Annotated in this window: 16 protein-coding genes and 1 tRNA gene; 13 read left to right on the top strand and 4 right to left on the bottom strand. The window is 46.3% G+C overall.

Features of this window, described 5'->3' with window-relative positions:
• Positions 1–442 precede the first annotated feature (442 nt).
• The 12 genes from ACHZCY_RS05475 (at position 443) to ACHZCY_RS05420 (ending at position 13044) form a co-directional block, all read left to right on the top strand.
• Positions 443–1198, top strand: a complete 756-nt coding sequence (locus ACHZCY_RS05475) for a 4Fe-4S dicluster domain-containing protein (protein WP_319548114.1) — start codon at positions 443–445, stop codon at positions 1196–1198.
• 20 nt (positions 1199–1218) lie between these two features.
• A complete protein-coding gene (locus ACHZCY_RS05470; RefSeq protein WP_319548113.1) occupies positions 1219–1923 on the top strand; it encodes a c(7)-type cytochrome triheme domain-containing protein in 705 nt (234 codons plus the stop codon).
• An 890-nt stretch (positions 1924–2813) separates the two neighbouring features.
• Positions 2814–3047, top strand: a complete 234-nt coding sequence (locus ACHZCY_RS05465) for a hypothetical protein (protein ID WP_205223994.1) — start codon at positions 2814–2816, stop codon at positions 3045–3047.
• Between the two features lie 34 nt (positions 3048–3081).
• Positions 3082–4269: an NrfD/PsrC family molybdoenzyme membrane anchor subunit gene (nrfD, locus tag ACHZCY_RS05460; RefSeq protein WP_205223995.1), complete on the top strand. Its 1188-nt coding sequence runs from the start codon at positions 3082–3084 to the stop codon at positions 4267–4269.
• Between the two features lie 72 nt (positions 4270–4341).
• Positions 4342–4698, top strand: a complete 357-nt coding sequence (locus ACHZCY_RS05455) for a MerR family transcriptional regulator (protein ID WP_205223996.1) — start codon at positions 4342–4344, stop codon at positions 4696–4698.
• A 1493-nt stretch (positions 4699–6191) separates the two neighbouring features.
• A complete protein-coding gene (locus ACHZCY_RS05450; protein WP_319548112.1) occupies positions 6192–7838 on the top strand; it encodes a pentapeptide repeat-containing protein in 1647 nt (548 codons plus the stop codon).
• 119 nt (positions 7839–7957) lie between these two features.
• Positions 7958–8230: a 30S ribosomal protein S20 gene (rpsT, locus tag ACHZCY_RS05445; RefSeq protein WP_205223999.1), complete on the top strand. Its 273-nt coding sequence runs from the start codon at positions 7958–7960 to the stop codon at positions 8228–8230.
• Between the two features lie 191 nt (positions 8231–8421).
• The gene (trpE, locus tag ACHZCY_RS05440) at positions 8422–9909 is read left to right on the top strand and encodes an anthranilate synthase component I (protein WP_319548111.1); all 1488 of its coding nucleotides are present in this window, start codon (positions 8422–8424) and stop codon (positions 9907–9909) included.
• Between the two features lie 2 nt (positions 9910–9911).
• Complete coding sequence (locus ACHZCY_RS05435) at positions 9912–10526, top strand: anthranilate synthase component II (RefSeq protein WP_319548110.1); 615 nt, start codon at positions 9912–9914, stop codon at positions 10524–10526.
• 38 nt (positions 10527–10564) lie between these two features.
• Positions 10565–11593, top strand: a complete 1029-nt coding sequence (gene trpD / locus ACHZCY_RS05430) for an anthranilate phosphoribosyltransferase (protein WP_319548109.1) — start codon at positions 10565–10567, stop codon at positions 11591–11593.
• Positions 11594–11608: 15 nt separating this feature from the next.
• Positions 11609–12373 carry an indole-3-glycerol phosphate synthase TrpC gene (trpC, locus tag ACHZCY_RS05425; RefSeq protein WP_319548108.1) on the top strand — a complete coding sequence of 255 codons (765 nt, stop codon included), beginning with the start codon at positions 11609–11611 and terminating at the stop codon, positions 12371–12373.
• Positions 12370–13044, top strand: coding sequence for a phosphoribosylanthranilate isomerase (locus tag ACHZCY_RS05420; RefSeq protein ID WP_205224004.1), 675 nt, complete (start codon positions 12370–12372; stop codon positions 13042–13044). Before trpC ends, ACHZCY_RS05420 begins: the two co-directional genes overlap by 4 nt.
• Before the next feature lie 10 nt (positions 13045–13054).
• Here ACHZCY_RS05420 and ACHZCY_RS05415 read toward each other — a convergent pair whose 3' ends face one another.
• Positions 13055–13873: a septal ring lytic transglycosylase RlpA family protein gene (locus tag ACHZCY_RS05415; RefSeq protein WP_319548107.1), complete on the bottom strand. Its 819-nt coding sequence runs from the start codon at positions 13871–13873 to the stop codon at positions 13055–13057.
• A gap of 5 nt (positions 13874–13878) precedes the next feature.
• Complete coding sequence (locus tag ACHZCY_RS05410; protein ID WP_319548106.1) at positions 13879–15345, bottom strand: hypothetical protein; 1467 nt, start codon at positions 15343–15345, stop codon at positions 13879–13881.
• A 79-nt stretch (positions 15346–15424) separates the two neighbouring features.
• Here ACHZCY_RS05410 and ACHZCY_RS05405 point away from each other — a divergent pair.
• Positions 15425–15501, top strand: a tRNA-Thr gene (locus ACHZCY_RS05405).
• Between the two features lie 71 nt (positions 15502–15572).
• Here the strand turns inward: ACHZCY_RS05405 and ACHZCY_RS05400 are convergent.
• Both ACHZCY_RS05400 and ACHZCY_RS05395 read right to left on the bottom strand, forming a co-directional pair.
• On the bottom strand, positions 15573–16688 hold the full coding sequence (locus ACHZCY_RS05400) for a site-specific integrase (RefSeq protein WP_319548105.1): 1116 nt from the start codon (positions 16686–16688) through the stop codon (positions 15573–15575).
• Positions 16689–16690: 2 nt separating this feature from the next.
• Positions 16691–16897, bottom strand: coding sequence for a DUF4224 domain-containing protein (locus tag ACHZCY_RS05395; RefSeq protein ID WP_394713358.1), 207 nt, complete (start codon positions 16895–16897; stop codon positions 16691–16693).
• Positions 16898–16928 lie beyond the last annotated feature (31 nt).

Raw genomic sequence — 16928 nt, 5'->3', positions numbered from 1 at the left:
TGCTGCAAAGTCCTTCAATAATATTCATCTTTCTTTTTGCGGTCAATGGGATTGCATCTCCGGGTGCGGAAAGCGTTGAAGCTTTTACAGGGTAGGACTACCACCTTGTTCGCTATGAGATCTCTTGCCTTTTTCGTGTTTTTAGGTATATTGGCCGTTTTATTTCTCTGCTTTTTGCGGAGGTTTAGACTTAAATATACTTTTTTAAGCGTTACACATTGTAGTATAGTGTATCTTGAAATGCGGTTCTTTCGTCAAGGTAAAGGCACATGGGTAATTTTATCACAGGCATGTAGTTAATATTCTGAGTGTAAAATTTTACTCGTAATGAGGAAAGCGAGCACCGTGATACCTCGCCAGGTTGGAAGAAAGGGTCAAATTATAAATGAGTTAGCCTACAGTGGCTTAACGTCTTTTCTCATATTTTTATTGGGGGCGTGTAATGAATGTCGATGAACTTGAAAAAATGGAAAATGAAGGGGTGGAGAAGCTGCCTTCATTGGAGCGTAGAACTTTTCTCCGTGCCGGTTTAGCGGTTACCGGGCTTTTTATGGGTGGCACTGTGCTGTCGCTAACCTCGGCGGAAAAAGTACTGGGAGCTATTGGAGGGCAGGAGACGGTCGCTAAATATCCATATAGCCCTCATTACAGTATGGTCATGCGTCAGAATCTTTGTGTTGACTGTCAGCTTTGTATGGAAGCCTGTGTGCGTACAAATCATGTCCCTTCCTATGGATACAGGACCACTATTCTCGAACGCTATCGCAAGACAGGGCCGTCCAGTCAAGAGCGCATATTTACACCGGTTCTTTGTAACCAGTGTAATCGTCCGCCCTGTGTGCGGGTTTGCCCCACTGTGGCGACCTACAAGGACAAAACAACCGGCATTATCATGATGGATGAAAAGAAATGTATTGGCTGTAAAACATGTATGGCGGCTTGTCCATACAATGCCCGTTATTTTAACGAGGAAACACGGGCTGTGGATAAATGTAATTTTTGTTATGATACCCGCCTCTCAAAAGGGTTGAAAGATACTGCCTGTGTGGAAGCCTGTCCGGCTGGGGTCAGGGTATTCGGGGATTTGAGCGATCCCGCCAGCGAAGTGTATAGCCTGGTGCATAAGCCTGGAACAGTTGTCTGGGTGCTCCGGCCTGAAACCGGTGCTTTGCCGAATGTATTTTATATGAACGCCTAACCCATAAAAGGAGGGATACGATGAAGATGGCATTAAAGTTGGCAGCAGTTCTGGGGGTAGCGATAGTGGCTGGTGGGTTTGTGTTGGACAGGGCTGCGCAAGCCACGGCCGAACCGGAAAAGCAACCTGCTGAAGATAAGGTGCTTCATGCATACGGCGACACACTGATCTTGAAAAAAGAACCAGTTGGAGGGATGTTTAGTCACAAGTCCCATGTCATAGAATATGAGTTTTCTTGCGATACCTGTCATCCTGATCTTTTTGAAAGAAAGCGCGGTGCAGCAAAGGCTAGTGGTGATTACAATCATCCCTCTATGGAAGAAGGGATGTATTGTGGCGCATGCCATGATGGTGATACGGCATTTGACACTGTGGAAGAAGGTAACTGTATTTCGTGCCATGGAAGCGATATGGTAGAACCGGAAACAATAGTTTTTGTTAAACCGGTAAAAGCGGTTATTTTCAACCATACGGAACATACGGAAATGGGCTTTGACTGCGCAAGTTGTCATGATGAACTTTTTGAGATGAGAGTCGGCGCCGCTGAAGAAAAGCCTGAGGAGTTTACCATGGCTGCCTTGTACGATGGAAAATATTGCGGTGCCTGTCACAATGGGGACGATGCCTTTGCCTCGGATACACTCTGTACCACCTGTCATATCGGGGTGCAGGGCTTTGAGCGGATGCATGGCGGCGAAGGAAAAGCAGCTGCCGAGGAGCATTGATAAGGCGCTGCAGTTATACGTATATGTCGGATTTGAAAAAGCTATACCGGAAGTATAATGCTTCCGGTATAGCTTTTTCTGTAAGTGCAAAATCTATTTTAATTTACCGCTATCGTTATCCTATAAGTTGTAAATAGTAAAAACAACGGTAGATCCTTTTCGAAATTTTTCATTTCTTCTGTTTTTTCCTTCTTTAAACGTGCTGGTGCCGTTCCGGTACCCTTTTTTCACCCTCCCTGGTGTTCCTTCCTTGCTGTAAATTTACCCCTTTTTCTAGAAATGTTACAGATTAATCAGGTGGTTATGCTTTAACGTGGCGTGGTTTTGTCAAGTGTTACCGTGGTAACCCTCAGTTGTTTGCTTAGGACCTATTTGTCCTCTGTAAAGAAAAAAACGGCTGTGAGGTAACGTGTTGTTGGTGAGAGAATTGGTTTTTTGGGCGTATAATGCGCTCTTTTGATGCGCAGTAGCTTTTAACACTTTGTAATATCGTTCTTTTTTTATGATTGTCGTGTGCCGGTGTTTACCACTGGTTCGGCTGTGAGCAAGTTAGTGGTTTTATGGATAGCTTTCTTTTTTTTGTTATTTTTTTAGATAGTTAACTGCTTATTGGTCGGTTTTAGAGCTAAGAGTGGTGCTAGGGTTTATTTTGAGCTATGGGTATTGTCTTAAGGGGCGCATTGTGCGCCATGAAAGTAATATATCTGTAAATTGTGACTGCCTGGAAAGTGTATAAGTTTTCATTTGTATGACTTTATAGTTACCTTTTTACAAGGAGTTAGTATTTTTTTTGGTCCTCTGTGCAGCAGAAGTGTGGTTTTGGCACAGCCCTTGCGATAGTAAGGGTAAAGATTCGCAACCACCTGCGAACAACGAGAAAGAGGAAGACGATGAATACTCTCCAGCAAAGCCCGATGAAAGAGATCAATAATGATGGCGGTCATTTTTTGATCACTTGGCTCAAAGCCCATAAGGGCCAAATTGGTGAATGGTTTTGGTTTAGCCTTTCTTTTCTGCTTTTTCTTGCTCTAGGACCTTTTTCCGCGATAGTTGCCTTGATCGGATTGAAGTCCCTGGCCAGTGAAGAACATCGGCAGAAAATGGTTGAACCGGCTCGGTTATAGAAAAAAATTGTACAAAAAGATGAGGAGGTACACAATGGTAAACAGTTTCCCTTTTGCAGCCACTGCAGAACCCGAAGTGGCGAGTCCGTCAGTAAATTATTTGTCCGGAGCTTTCGCTCTTTTGCTTTTTGTTGGCGTGCTAACCGGACTATATGGATTTTTTGTCGGTCACGAACATGTCTATAATGTAAGTCGCGAAGTGCCATGGGGCTTGCTTATATCCACATATGCCTTTTTTGCAATTACTTCTACCGGGCTCTGCCTGTTGGCAGCAATCAGCCATGTTTTTGGCGGTAATAAGCTGGCGCCATTGGCAAACAGGATGGTCTGGATTTCGCTCGTTACCATTGTGAGCGCCTTCGTTGTGATTGGCATGGAAATAGCCAACCCTTGGCGGATGGTGATTTATAATGTTATCTCTCCCAATATAACCTCTAATATTTGGTGGATGGGTACTCTTTATGGTATGGCTTTGGGGTTTATCCTTCTTGAGTTCTGGCTCATTCTTAATAAGCAGTATAAGTTAGCTTTATTCTTAGGAATTCTTGGGGGACTTGCAGAAGTTGCTGCCAATACCTGTCTTGGCGGTGTGTTTGCGACACTCGCTGCCCGTCCTTTCTGGTATGGAGCACAATTGCCTGTTTATTTTCTTGCCTGTGCGTTCCTCTCAGGTTCAGCTGCAGCCATTATCTTTACACATTTTGCTTATGCAATCCGGAATAAACGGATGGAAGACTGTGTTTTTGAAGGTGTACAGGCTGCCGGTAAAGTGCTGCTGCTTATGCTGATTTTAGTAAGTGTGTCCACCTTCTGGAAAATGGCCTCCTTTTATGTTGGTGGATCTTCAGCTGGTAGAACCGCTGCCGATGCCCTGTATACCGGGCCGTTGTCCACTAATTTTTGGATGCTTGAAGTTGGTGTTGGGCTGATTGCTCCGATCCTTTTGCTCAGTTTAACCAGAATGAAAAGCCTGATGGCGTTGACTGCATCCGGTCTGATGGCCCTTGTTGGAATGTTTATTGGGCGCTTGAATATGGTAACTGCAGGGCAGATAGTACCGCAGCTTGCAGAATTTGATGGCAACGCTCCTCTGTATATTGACTACGTTCCTTCCGGTCCTGAATGGATTGTAGCCATGGCTGGTATTGGTCTGACCGGCATGCTTTTTCTCCAGGGTGAACGGTTCTTCGGTAAGCGATTTTCCGGGCAGGACAGTCACTGATTTCTTAAGCAATATCAGAGAATGCGGTCATAGTCTTCAAGGCTCTGGCCGCATCATCAAAAGAGGCATGAGATGATTGACGAGAAAAAGGCAATCTTCACCATAGGCGTTGCAGCTCAGATGCTTTCTGTTCATCCTAGGACACTGAGGATATATGAGGAAGAGGGGCTGGTAACTCCGATGCGCAAGGGTAAGTGGCGTTACTACACAATGAATGACATAAAGTGGATAGAATGCCTGAGAGAAATGATCCACGAGCATGGTGTGTCTATTGCTGCTGTGAAAAAATTGCTGCAATATACACCCTGCTGGAATATTACTGATTGCCCTTTTGAAAAGCGGAAACAGTGCACGGCTTTTATGTCAAACGGCCTTATTCCGAAAAAGATTGATAAACAAAAGTCCAAAAAAGTACAAAATTTGCAGTAGATGAAAACTCTCACCGTCCTTAACGGTGCAGCTAGCCCGCTTTGAAGTCTATCTTCAGGGTGGGCTTTTTTTTTGTTCATCAGTCCTCAGGCGGCATACAGGTGCGGGGAGATGAGTTGTGTTTGATAGGCAGGCAGAAGCAGCCCGTTGCGAACTCAAAGACGGCTAAGCAAAATTCAGGTATGTAGGTAGCGAAGACTCCGGGTAGCGAAGACTCCGGGTAACGGAGACCGAGTGTGCCAAGTGTCATGAAGAACTCTATGACGTTGTGATCATAGGGTGGAATGCCGTCATATTTGGCGTCTATGAAAAATAGAATAGTACCGAAATGTAGCAGTGCCATGGGAAATGAGACCGGAGGCAAAGATAATCCACAGTACCGGCCATATCGGATTAATAGTTGAATGGTGCAGTATCCCTAGAATCAATATTTTGATTATGATCAGGAAACCACGATTTTGAAAAATCCATTTTCCGTTACTGTAAATGTCAGCGCCCATCATGAACAGTCCACTTGCTGCGGTTGCTATGTACCATGGAGTCAAAAGTGGTGCTGCCACGTCAAAATAAAGCCCCCCTGTATAGACCGCCATGCCACAGAGATGAAGGCTTCTGAAGATAACATTACCCCAGCGTTTACCGGGGAAACCTCTCGATTCTTCAGGGAAAAAAATATTGGACAGACGCATTGTTGAATAAGTGTATGGTGTGAATAGGAGGAACTGCAGCCTCGGAGTATAGAGGCATAAACAGCAATCGATATACCCGCATAGGTCGTTATGCGTCAACTGCTTTTTGCGTCATCGCTCAAGTTGATAGACGTGTAAAAGCTCCCCCTGTGTGAGGGCGGATAGGAGTAGCGTATATCCACCATTACCAGGTTTTGAATACCCAGTGAGTGTGCTTTTTTTAATTACCCTGCACGCTGGACGGATTAAAACTGAAAAGAGTAAAGGTGAACTGTTTGCGTATTGCAAATGGTGTAAAAACAATACCACGCTGGTAAATGTTGGGTGGCAATGATCTCAACCAGGATTTCTCATCAATAAAGTTTTTCGCAGGGCAAGGCACAAGCCGCGCAGCAGGTAAGCGTAGACTCCGATAGTAAACTACCGCAAGTGGTTTGTAACGTAGATCCTGCGGAAAAATCTATTGACCCGAAGGGGGAACTTTTTGATTTAAAAAGAAAAACAGACTGTTAATTGTACAGTTACTCTTTATAGAATAATATCAATTAATTGAGTTTAAAATCAAAAAGTTCATGAGCAATTCGGGCTAAGCTGCATTATATATTGTTGGCAATAAAAGAAAACAGCGAGAGAAGAACTCGCTGGTCACTGTTTTAGCGTGGTATCCGGTTTTTCCGCGGTGATTGAAGGTTGTGCCGATTACCGGGGCAGGGGGAGACTCGCTTTTTATAAATATCCTTATGGGTCGTCTTTATGAAACTTTTTTTAACGTCTGTTTCTTGCTTGGCGGTTAGCTGCTGCGTAGTGCTGTCAAGTGCTGCCTCGCCCCTTGGTTCTCCTCGTCCGGAAGCCCAGGCGAATTTTCAACAATTGCTCAAAACAAAAAGTTGTCCAGGCTGTGATCTCGCCGGTGCAACAATGATCCGTTTGGACCTGCACGGAGCAAATCTCGAGGGCGCCAACCTTGCCGGAGCTAAATTGTTTCTCGCGGATCTGTCCGGTGCAAATTTGAAAAATGCGAATTTGCAGGGCGCATCTCTTGGCGGGGCTGATTTGGCCGATGCCGATCTTCGAGGTGCCAATTTGACTGGCGCTGTTCTCGAAGGTGCCTTTCTTGAGACAGCAAAAATCAACGGCGACTTTATCACTCGGCCGCCTGTTGAGGAGGAAGCATTTTCAGGCTCAGGGGAAAAGGTATATGTGCCGACAGAAGATCAGTCTAAACAGGTGCCTTATACTCATGATGTGGCAGTCGGAGAAAGGCAGGATTTAGAGTCACCTCCTCCTGTTATTCAAAATGAGGATCCAGCGGTTAGTGAACAAACTGTGACGTCCAGCACGTCAACTCCTTCTTCTCAACCGATACAACGTTCCGAACCGTCTGTTACGCCAAAGGTCACATCCAAAAAGATGGTACCTATGGCTGAGGCAGTGGTTTCAGAGTCGGAAATTCAGTCAGTGGAAAGTGTTCCGCCTGTACAGGAACTGTCTGAGCAGAGCAAGAAAGTGGAATCGGCAAAAGAGTTACCGGTCATTGAGCCGGTGGCCGAAAGAGACGTGATTGAAAAACAGGCGGTGAAGCCATTAGAGGCGACAATTGTAGCCCAAGTAGAAAAAGAGAGTGTCGCTGACCAGGCCGATAATGCGTCGCTCCCACAAACCGTCAATGATTTTGCGGACAAAATTGAGGAAGCAGATGTCCGCGAGGGAGATATACAGGTAGATAAGCCCTCTGCAGTTGGAGAGGATATCGTGACAGGGTCGATAGCCGGTGCAGGGACACTCCAAGCTGTTGCAGTGCCAGAGGGTGCCCCGCCGGTAAAGCCTTCCGGAGAGCTTGACGGCAGCATACCCAAGGAAGCATCATTGGCTGAGGTCGCGACAGCATCTGCTCAAAAAACAGAAATCGCCCCTCCTGCTCTTCCGCAAGATGAACCTGTGCCCGTCAAGGAAGTCGTAACCGCGCAAAAGCCGGAGGAAGAGGTGGAGGCGGATCAGAATGTTTCGTCTATGATTGCCCAAATTGAAGATAATGCCCAGCAACAGACTGAAGCAATTACATCGCCAATGTACACTGTTGAAACGCCTGAGCAGGCTGTTGCCAGGCAGGAACTCATCCTTGAAAAACTGTTCGATAACCAGCGCTGCGTTGGTTGTGATTTGTCAGGGATGGACCTTGCCGGAGAAAATTTTAAAGAGATTGATCTTGAGCGGGTCAACTTTGAAGGGTGTAATTTACAAGGGGCTGATTTTGAAGAAGCTAATTTAAAGGGAGCTAATTTTCGCGGTGCTGATTTGCAAAACGCCGATTTTAGTGAAGCCGATATCTACCGTGCCGATTTTACCAACGCCAACTTAACCGGCGCACGCTTTGATCAGACACTCATGGATTCTGCAGATTTCACAGGAGCCAAGGGACTGGTGCTCGGAGATGAGAATACGGTAGAGTGAGACAAATCGTATTATCCCCTCTATTATTCTTGACAAAGAGCACGTGATTCGTTAAAAAGCGTGGTTTAAATTTAATTATTTCATCTGAGATGTACACTATAAAGAGTTAGGAGTAATTCATGGCCAATCATAAGTCCGCCCTCAAGAGAGACCGTCAGTCAAAAGTTCGTCGTCTGCGTAACCGCATGAACAAATCTACAATGAAAACTGCTATTCGCAAGGTAGAGGAAGCTCTTGTTGCCGGATCAGAAGAACAAGCCAAGGAAGCTCTGCAGGTTGCCATTCCGGTAATCCAGAAAACAGCGGCCAAAGGTACTATTCACAAAAACAATGCATCGAGAAAGGTTTCTCGTCTTACTAGACGAGTAAACAAAATGCAGCCACTTGGATAAGGTGGAAACTGTAAAACCCTCTGCATAGTTTTGAGATGATTTAAAGCCATGGAAGCAGTTTGCTTCCATGGCTTTTTTTTGTTGTATGCACTGTTCTTTACCGTCGGTTATACATTGTATAATTGGTGGTAGTTGCCTGCTCAATAAAGAACTGTTGTTTCCTTTTTTAGAAATCACGAGATACCTGTATCATGTATTTTCCAGAGCAAAAAGATTTTGTTCGCTTGATGGGGCAAGCCGGGCTTGTACCTGTATATAAAACCATTGTTGCCGACCTTGATACTCCTTTGACCATTTTTGCCAAAGTAGCCGGTAAAGATGAACATGCCTTTCTTTTTGAGTCGATGGAAGGAGGGGAAAAGTGGGGACGGTTTTCTTTTATCGGCATGGATCCGTTGGTGACCTTTGAAAGCCTTCGCGATTCAGTGAGCTATATCTATCCGGATAGCGCTGAGAAAAACAGCGTTAAAAAAGGGGTGAACCCACTTGACGAACTGCGGCAGTTAATTGGTTCTTTTGACGTGGTTGATGCTCCAGGACTTCCAAAGTTTTACGGTGGCGCGGTAGGTTTTCTTGGGTATGATATGGTTCGATTTGTGGAAGACATCCCGGATTGTCACCCGCCCTCAAACGTCCCAGACAGTTCGTTCCAGATACCTGGTATGGTGCTTATCCATGATGCTGTACAGCAAACCCTGACCATTGTGTGTAACTTGTGGAAGGGGAACGGGAAAACAGCAGAAGAGTTGTATCAGGATGGTTGTCGGCGAATCGATCAGATTATTAAAAAGATCAAAAATCCTGTGCCGGTTGATGTGGTTGACCAGAAGCAGCCGGTTGAGCCACATACGTTTGTCTCCAACATGGATGCTGTCACTTTCGGTGGTATGGTCGAGCAGGCCAAGGAATATATTCTTGCCGGTGACATTATTCAGGTTGTTTTGTCACAGCGATTTCATGCGCAGTCCAGCCTGAATCCATTTAATCTCTATCGAGCCTTACGCCATATCAACCCCAGTCCCTACCTCTTTTATTTACGAACCGGCAATATGGTGCTCATCGGATCTTCTCCGGAGATTCTTGTTCGTCTCGAAAATGATGATATAGAATTACGACCCATTGCAGGGACCAGGAAGCGAGGGGCAACCAAAGAGGAAGACCTGGCGCTGGAAAAAGAACTGCTTGCTGATCCCAAAGAGTGTGCCGAGCACCTCATGCTGGTTGATCTCGGCCGTAATGATGTCGGACGAGTGGCTGAATATGGGTCTGTGTCGGTCAAGGATTTGCTGGTTGTCGAGCGATACAGTCATGTGATGCATATTGTTTCCGGTGTGCACGGCAAACTTGCCCAAGGAAAAGACCAGTTTGATGTGCTTAAAGCCTGTTTTCCTGCCGGGACGGTGAGCGGTGCACCCAAGATAAGGGCAATGGAGATTATTGATGAGCTGGAAACCGAGCGCAGAGGTCCTTATGCGGGCGCTGTCGGTTATTTCGGTTTTTCCGGCAATATGGATTTTTGTATAACCATTCGCACCTTTGTTTTTCGAGATGATAATCTATGGATTCAGGCAGGTGCCGGTATTGTAGCTGATTCCGACCCGGTCAAGGAACATGAGGAAACCATTAACAAGTCCATGGGGCTGCGTCGGGCAGTAGAACTGGCTGAAAAGGGATTTTAACCGTGATTGTTATAATTGATAACTACGATTCTTTTACCTATAATATCGTTCAAACCTTGACGACCGCTCCGCCGGATGCATCTGCATCATGGCAGGCTCCGGAAATAAAAGTCTTTCGTAACGATAAGATCAGTGTCGACGAGATCAAAGCGCTGCAGCCCAAGCGCTTACTGGTCTCACCCGGCCCTAAAAATCCTAAGCAAGCTGGTATCTCCATGGAAGCTATCAAGGCCTTCTGCGGCAGGATACCCATCCTTGGCGTTTGTCTTGGGCACCAGTCTATTGGAGAGGCATTTGGCGGACAGGTGGTGCGTGCCCAGCGGCTGATGCATGGCAAAACAAGCCCTATGCATCACGATAATCGTGGAGTATTTACCGGGCTGGAAAATCCTTTTCAGGGCATGCGGTATCATTCCCTGATTGTTGACGAGCAAAGCCTGCCTGATTGCCTTATGGCTACCGCCCATAGCGATCAGGGAGAACTCATGGGCATCCGGCACAGAGAATTTGCCATCGAAGGGGTACAGTTTCATCCCGAATCCATAATGACTGGAGGGCAGGGGTTGCAGCTACTGCATACCTTTTTACGTCCAGACTATGAACAATTACTCAGGTAGATTAGGCGCATTCCAACAAAGTAACTAATGGTCAAGCTATGATAAAAAAGGCTATCAGCAAAATTGTTGATAAAATTGATCTCTCCGAACAGGAGATGATCATGGTTATGGAAGAAATTATGGGCGGAGAAGCAACTGAGGCCCAGATTGGCAGCTTTATCACCGCCCTGCGGATGAAAGGCGAAACCATTGACGAAATAGTCGGTGCTGTCAAGGTTATGCGCGATAAGGCAACTTTTGTTGATACCGGCGTGGATACCAGCTCCGGCAATCTGTTGATGGATATTGTGGGAACCGGCGGAGACGGTTCAGGGAGTTTTAATGTTTCCACCACCACCAGCTTTGTGGTTGCTGCGGCAGGCATACCTGTTGCCAAGCATGGAAACAGAGCGGTGTCGTCAAGCTGTGGCAGTGCCGATGTGCTTGAGGCCCTTGGCGTCGATCTGTCCATGAGCCCGGAAGCGGTTGGCCGATGTGTGAGTTCTGTTGGCATCGGGTTTCTTTTTGCTCCCATGCTCCATCGCGCAATGAAGTATGCCATTAACCCTCGCCGGGAGATAGGTATCCGGACCATTTTTAATATTTTAGGACCACTTACCAATCCTGCCGGGGCAAATGTGCAGCTCACCGGTGTTTTTGCCAAAGAACTGACCTCGATACTTGCCGAAGTACTTGTTCGACTGGGGATGCAGCGTACCTTGGTAGTGTGGGGCGAAGGCAATATAGACGAATTGACCATCAGCGGGACTTCATATATTGCCGACGGGCATGGTGGGGGTGTTGCAACAATGGCTGTAACCCCTGAACAATTCGGTCTCAAAAGGGCCGAAATGGATGCCGTGCGAGGCGGCAGCACTGCAGAAGAATCTGCAGAGCAGGTTCGTTCTGTCCTCAAAGGCACTGCCGGGCCAAAGCTCGATATGGTTTTGCTCAACGCTGGAGCAGCGCTTATGGCTGCAGGCCAAGTGGACAATATGCAGCAGGGCGTTGACAGAGCTAGAGATATCATTTTGTCAGGCGCTGCCCTTGAAAAACTCGATCAACTGGTTGCCTTTCGCGACCATTAATACTATTCGTTAATCATGATACTTGACACAATTGTTGCTAGAAAAAAGGAAGAAGTAGCAGAGTTGTACCGAAAAGGAGTGATGTCACCTCCTGAAGATCTTGATCCACCACGTGGTTTTATCGATGCTCTTCAAAATGCCTCCGGTGTGGCAATTATTGCCGAGGCCAAAAAGGCCTCCCCTTCCAAGGGGGTTATCCAGCCTGATTTCGACCCCATGGCCATTGCTACCCACTATCAAGCCAATGGCGCGCACGCAATATCAGTATTAACCGACGTGGACTTTTTTCAGGGCGCACTGGCCTATATTCCTTTGGTGCGCAATGTGGTTGATCTGCCTGTGCTGCGTAAGGATTTTATCATAGATCCCATGCAGATTAGCGAGGCACGCATGGTCGGAGCCGATGCAATCCTTTTGATTGCAGCGATCCTGGAAACAGAACAGCTGCGCGAGTACCGGTTGATTGCGGAAGGTTTCAATATGGATGTACTGGTCGAAGTGCATGATGAAAAAGAACTGGAATCTGCGCTTGCTGCAGAGAGTAAATTGATCGGCATTAATAATCGCAACCTTAATGATTTTTCCGTAAATCTTGATACCACCTTTCGGCTGCTGGAGTTGATTCCGGATTCTATCCCGGTGGTCAGTGAATCCGGAATTACCACTGTTGAAGATATGCGGCGTTTAAAAGAACATGGCGTGACAGCAGCGCTCATCGGCGAGAGTCTTATGCGTAGTGGAACAGATGGGAGCCTGCTCAAGGAGCTTGCATCACTATGATACATCAGCAAAGATTCAGGATTAAAATATGTGGTACCACCAGGTATGACGATGCTGTTACCGCCGTGCAGGCAGGCGTTGATGCTTTGGGCTTTATCTTTTTTGAGTCCAGCCCGCGGCATATAGATCCGGAAGAGGCAAAATTAATCATAGAACAGCTTCCCCCTTTTGTTGATATAGTAGGGGTTTTTGTTGATAAAAAAAGAAAGGAAGTCGAGGAGATTATCGATTACTGCCGTCTTGATTACGTGCAACTCCATGGAACTGAGTCCCCAAAATATTGCGAACGGTTGACCAGGATAGCTGCCCCGTGTGAGGTGATCAAGGCTTTTCGAGTAGGCCCGCAATTAACGGCAGAAAGAATTGAACCCTATAAGCCCCATGTAAAAGGTTTTCTGCTGGATACCTATAACAAAAATGCTGTGGGGGGAACTGGCGAAGTTTTTGACTGGTCGATGATTGACAAGCTGTACCTGCAAAAGCCCTATCTCCTGGCAGGCGGTCTTGATGTTGATAATATTACCCAGGCCCTGGAGAGTGTCTGCCCTTACGGGATAGATGCTAATTCGGGCCTTGAAAAAGAGCCCGGCAGAAAAGATCATAATCTTGTCAGAGCCTTTGTGAGAAAGGTTCGAAATTATGAATACTCGCTTTTCGCCAACACGGTATAAGGTGTTTTCATTAACGGGCAAGCACTAACGCATCCGGAAATCCGTTTTGTTCCAAATGTTTTTCATACACCTTAACCTTTGCAAGTGAAGTTCCGGCAAAGACCATAACTCGGTAGAGTTGCATTCCCGCTGCCGGGTATTGCTGTATGGTCACATTGCGCCCTTTAAGGGCAAACTTCTTGGCCAGCTTTCTTGCGTTTTCCAGCTCTATAAAAGCGCCCACCTGTACGTAAAAATTACCCTGGTCGAACTTGTTGGCAACAAGAGGCTGCAGCTCTCTTTTGCTTTGCTCATCCTGATGCTGCGGCTGCGCTGGTTGTGGCTGCTCATCACTAAGAGCGACTATTCTTACCCTTGCCGTTCCGTTTTTTATCATCCCTAGTGACTCGGCACCTGTATAGGTAAGGTCGATAATTCTGTTTTTGACAAAAGGGCCTCTGTCGTTTACCCGAGCGACAATTTGCTTATTGTTTTCAAGGTTGGTTACCAGGAGCATGGTTCCCATGGGCAGGGTCTTGTGGGCGGCGGTCTCGGCATACATGTCGTAGGTCTCACCGTTGGCTGTCTTCCGGCCATGGAACTTCTTTCCATACCAGGAGGCTTTTCCCTGTTCACTATATCCTTCAGCAGAAGGAATGGGGTAATACCTGATGCCGTTTATGACGTAGGGTCGCTGGGTAGGCTTGCTATACGTTTTTTTGTTTTCCTGTTTATGCCCTTGCTTTTGCGGGGAATAGGTTGGTGTCTTAGAGCTGCAGCCAAAGGTGAGCACACCAAGAAAAAGACAGACTGCAAAAGAAAAGGTATATGAAAATTCGGTACGTTTCATTGTGTTTAGCTGTCAGGAGGTATGTCGGGAAGAAGATGCCGAAAGCGATCTTTGTAGTATAAACCAGCCTTGCCTGTGGTATGGGGTGTATAGGGCAACAATCCTTTGCCAGGTCCTTTTTCATTGTCAAAGACGAGCTCATCATCTTCTGTGACCATGGAAAGGCGAAGATCGAGTACAGGACGAAATACCCTGATTCTGCCGTCAATATCTATATCAATAATCATCTGTTCCCACCTGCGTTGGGTAAAGCCTTTGTACCATATTCCGGAACGTAGTTCGCCGGTAATACCATCACGCATGGCAAGGGGGTATTCCTCGTCATCACTGTAAAGATTATGCTCAAGCAGGGTTTCTACCTCTTCGCTGCCTTGGACTGTTAAACGTTCCCATATGTCATAGTCTTCTGATTCGGAACGGAACAGGTGGGTGGTCTGGTCATTAAAGCTCCACTGTGCATGGCAGACCTGGCAATCCACTTTGTCTGCGTATTGTGCATGGACAGGATTGCGGAGCGTTGGCACAGAGTGCTGTTTGTTAGAAGTTGTTCCCGTTAATATCAGGGCCTCACCTTGTTGCTCAAGATGGAGAGAGGGAGGCACCGGTAAGCCGGGCTGCCACCCGTGGCAGGTGGTGCAGCGAACGCGTTCCTGTCTGCCATGGCCGCTCATTGGGTGGCAATCTATGCAGACCAGTCCTTTCTGCTGGTGGATGTCAGGAGCCAGGTTAAGTTGCTCCACGCCATAAGGCCGTAAAAAAGGATTACGGGTGGCATAGGGTGTTCTGTATTCCCAGTTATAATCGTTTTCAAATTTTCCATAGTAATCACTGCCCACATAGTTCCCATAATGGCAACTCAAGCAATTGTGATCCGCAGGTTTGGTAAATGTGTGAGAAGTGAGTGTGGTGTTATTAAAAGAGAGGTGGCAGGCAGCGCAGCCCGTGCCGTGCGAAACATAAGGATACGGATCACCGGAAGAATATACATGGCAGCGAAGACAGCGTCTGCGAAGCATGTCATCACCGAGTTCCACCACGGTGGAAATATTCTCCGGAACAGGAACGGCGGTAAGCGTTGCAAGCTCGTCCTGTGCTCCTAGGTGAGTCCGGATTGTATTTATCTTGTTGCGCAGCGTAAAATGAATGCTTGCTTGAGCTTGCTGCACCTCTTGTGCATGGCAATTACCGCAGGTTTGCGCCATGGTAGAAGGATGAGCAGGGTGCGCGATCAGCCCTTGATGGGCCTGGCTTTCGTCTGCGACCGTATTGTCACCCTTATGGCACTGGGTACAGGGAAAAGAGTGGTTGCTATCAAGTGCAACCTCTGGATGGCAACTTTTGCACCCTGGCTGAAGTACAGGCTGTATACGATCAGTAGTAGAGGAAGACGCAGGCATTTCAGCTTGCTCTTCGGTGCGGCATCCAGCGACCACGAAAAAAATGATGAGGAGAATGGTAAAATAACTTTTCATAAACTTGACACCTTACCATAAAATTGCTACATCAATAAACCTCAAAATTCCTATGGTAATTTTCATATTCTACATGGGAGCCGATATAGCTCAGCTTGGTAGAGCGGCTGATTCGTAATCAGTAGGTCTCCGGTTCAAGTCCGGATATCGGCTCCATTATATCAAGGGTTTAGCTTCTCTGTTCAAGATTAGTTAAACCCTTTTTTGCCTACTTTAGGCAAAAAACCTCATTTCGGCGGCTTAAATTTCTCTACAATTACCTTGTAACGATTCCGCATTGCTTCCGATTTATGACCTGCTATTCGGTCGTCTTCTGCATCAGACAACCCCTTTCTCTTTAGGTCGTGCAGATCCCAGTATACATCTTGAAGACCTGCTGCAAACATTTTTTGTTTCAACCTGGTCATGGCTGATCTTAAAGCTGATTCAGTAAGTTTTTTACCGCTGGTTCCTGGTATTAAATGAATCGAGTCGATTGGTCTTGTGTTATGTAATTCTAACGCCTCTGCGTGTGCTGTTTCAAGAGCTTTTGACCAGAGAATCAGAGTTGTTTTTGAGCCTTTTCTTCTTTTGACTGTGTATCCTTCCTCGCTAATTGATGTTAGTTTGAGGTCGGCAATTTCAATAGATCTTCCAGCGAGAAGGTAGGCGTGTAGAAAGAATACAGGCAAGTAATCGGCTCCATGCTGTCTGGCAAACTCTATTTGCAGATAAAATTCATCGTCTGTGACATAACGTTCTCTTGTATTCTCGCGGTGTAGTTCAATCCCAATGCATGGGTTAAAGTCAACTCCAAGATCAGCTACGTATTGAATACCATAGGTTATCATTGCAGAGAGAATTCTGAACTGTCCATTAACGTATGATTTGCCAGAGATCCCGCGCTTCAGGCAATCTTCAAGCATTTTATCAAGCAGGTTTCTCAACAATGGTTTTGTGAGCTGCACAACCTGTATATCACCAACTTTTGCCTGTTGTCTGTTAATTCTAACCGGGAAGTCGAGAATTTTGAGTAATTTGTTCCTGTAGTCTTTTTGGCTTTTGCTTTTGAGTCGTGCAAAGCGTGAAGATTGTAAATAATGGTCAGCTAACCATCGAAGAGTACCTTTGCTCTGGTCAGCTTGAAATTCAAGAGACTCTTTTGCAGCAATGTAGGCACGAAGAAGTTTTTCTTCGGTGTCTGTTGGCACTCCTAATTTGATTGGTGGTTTCAGCCGACCTTGCTTGTCTGTTGCAATCAGATCCCTTTTGCCCTTAGGGATGTAGGGACGATAGACAACTCTGCCATTGACCATGAAAACGTATTTAGGTAACCAAGTATTGATAGTACGTTTTTTGGGCATGTTTAGAACTCAATTTCTTGATTTGCAGTAGTTACCTGTCGATGCAATTCAGTTGCTCCCATCGCGTGGTTTAGTGCCTCAATAGTGGTAAAGATCCTTCCACGTTTACCTTGCAAATACCTGATTCCCTGACGTGTTAAGCAAGCGGCAATTTCCGGTGTTCGAGAGTATCCGGTGATATCTGCCAAAGTTTCCTGGCTAATAATCATAATATTCTGTAATTGGTCGGATTAATGAATA

The organism is Desulfogranum marinum (genome assembly GCF_963675105.2).
GTDB lineage: Bacteria > Desulfobacterota > Desulfobulbia > Desulfobulbales > Desulfobulbaceae > Desulfogranum > Desulfogranum marinum.
This window is presented reverse-complemented; position numbering and strand designations above follow the sequence as displayed.

Bases quoted from the DNA above. Each gene is read 5' to 3' on its own strand.
- ACHZCY_RS05465 (WP_205223994.1), top strand. From the start codon at position 2,814: ATGAATACTCTCCAGCAAAGCCCGATGAAAGAGATCAATAATGATGGC.
- ACHZCY_RS05400 (WP_319548105.1), bottom strand. From the start codon at position 16,688: ATGCCCAAAAAACGTACTATCAATACTTGGTTACCTAAATACGTTTTC.
- ACHZCY_RS05420 (WP_205224004.1), top strand. From the start codon at position 12,370: ATGATACATCAGCAAAGATTCAGGATTAAAATATGTGGTACCACCAGG.
- ACHZCY_RS05475 (WP_319548114.1), top strand. From the start codon at position 443: ATGAATGTCGATGAACTTGAAAAAATGGAAAATGAAGGGGTGGAGAAG.
- trpD (WP_319548109.1), top strand. From the start codon at position 10,565: ATGATAAAAAAGGCTATCAGCAAAATTGTTGATAAAATTGATCTCTCC.
- ACHZCY_RS05410 (WP_319548106.1), bottom strand. From the start codon at position 15,345: ATGAAAAGTTATTTTACCATTCTCCTCATCATTTTTTTCGTGGTCGCT.
- trpE (WP_319548111.1), top strand. From the start codon at position 8,422: ATGTATTTTCCAGAGCAAAAAGATTTTGTTCGCTTGATGGGGCAAGCC.
- rpsT (WP_205223999.1), top strand. From the start codon at position 7,958: ATGGCCAATCATAAGTCCGCCCTCAAGAGAGACCGTCAGTCAAAAGTT.
- ACHZCY_RS05470 (WP_319548113.1), top strand. From the start codon at position 1,219: ATGAAGATGGCATTAAAGTTGGCAGCAGTTCTGGGGGTAGCGATAGTG.
- trpC (WP_319548108.1), top strand. From the start codon at position 11,609: ATGATACTTGACACAATTGTTGCTAGAAAAAAGGAAGAAGTAGCAGAG.
- ACHZCY_RS05455 (WP_205223996.1), top strand. From the start codon at position 4,342: ATGATTGACGAGAAAAAGGCAATCTTCACCATAGGCGTTGCAGCTCAG.
- ACHZCY_RS05395 (WP_394713358.1), bottom strand. From the start codon at position 16,897: ATGATTATTAGCCAGGAAACTTTGGCAGATATCACCGGATACTCTCGA.
- nrfD (WP_205223995.1), top strand. From the start codon at position 3,082: ATGGTAAACAGTTTCCCTTTTGCAGCCACTGCAGAACCCGAAGTGGCG.
- ACHZCY_RS05415 (WP_319548107.1), bottom strand. From the start codon at position 13,873: ATGAAACGTACCGAATTTTCATATACCTTTTCTTTTGCAGTCTGTCTT.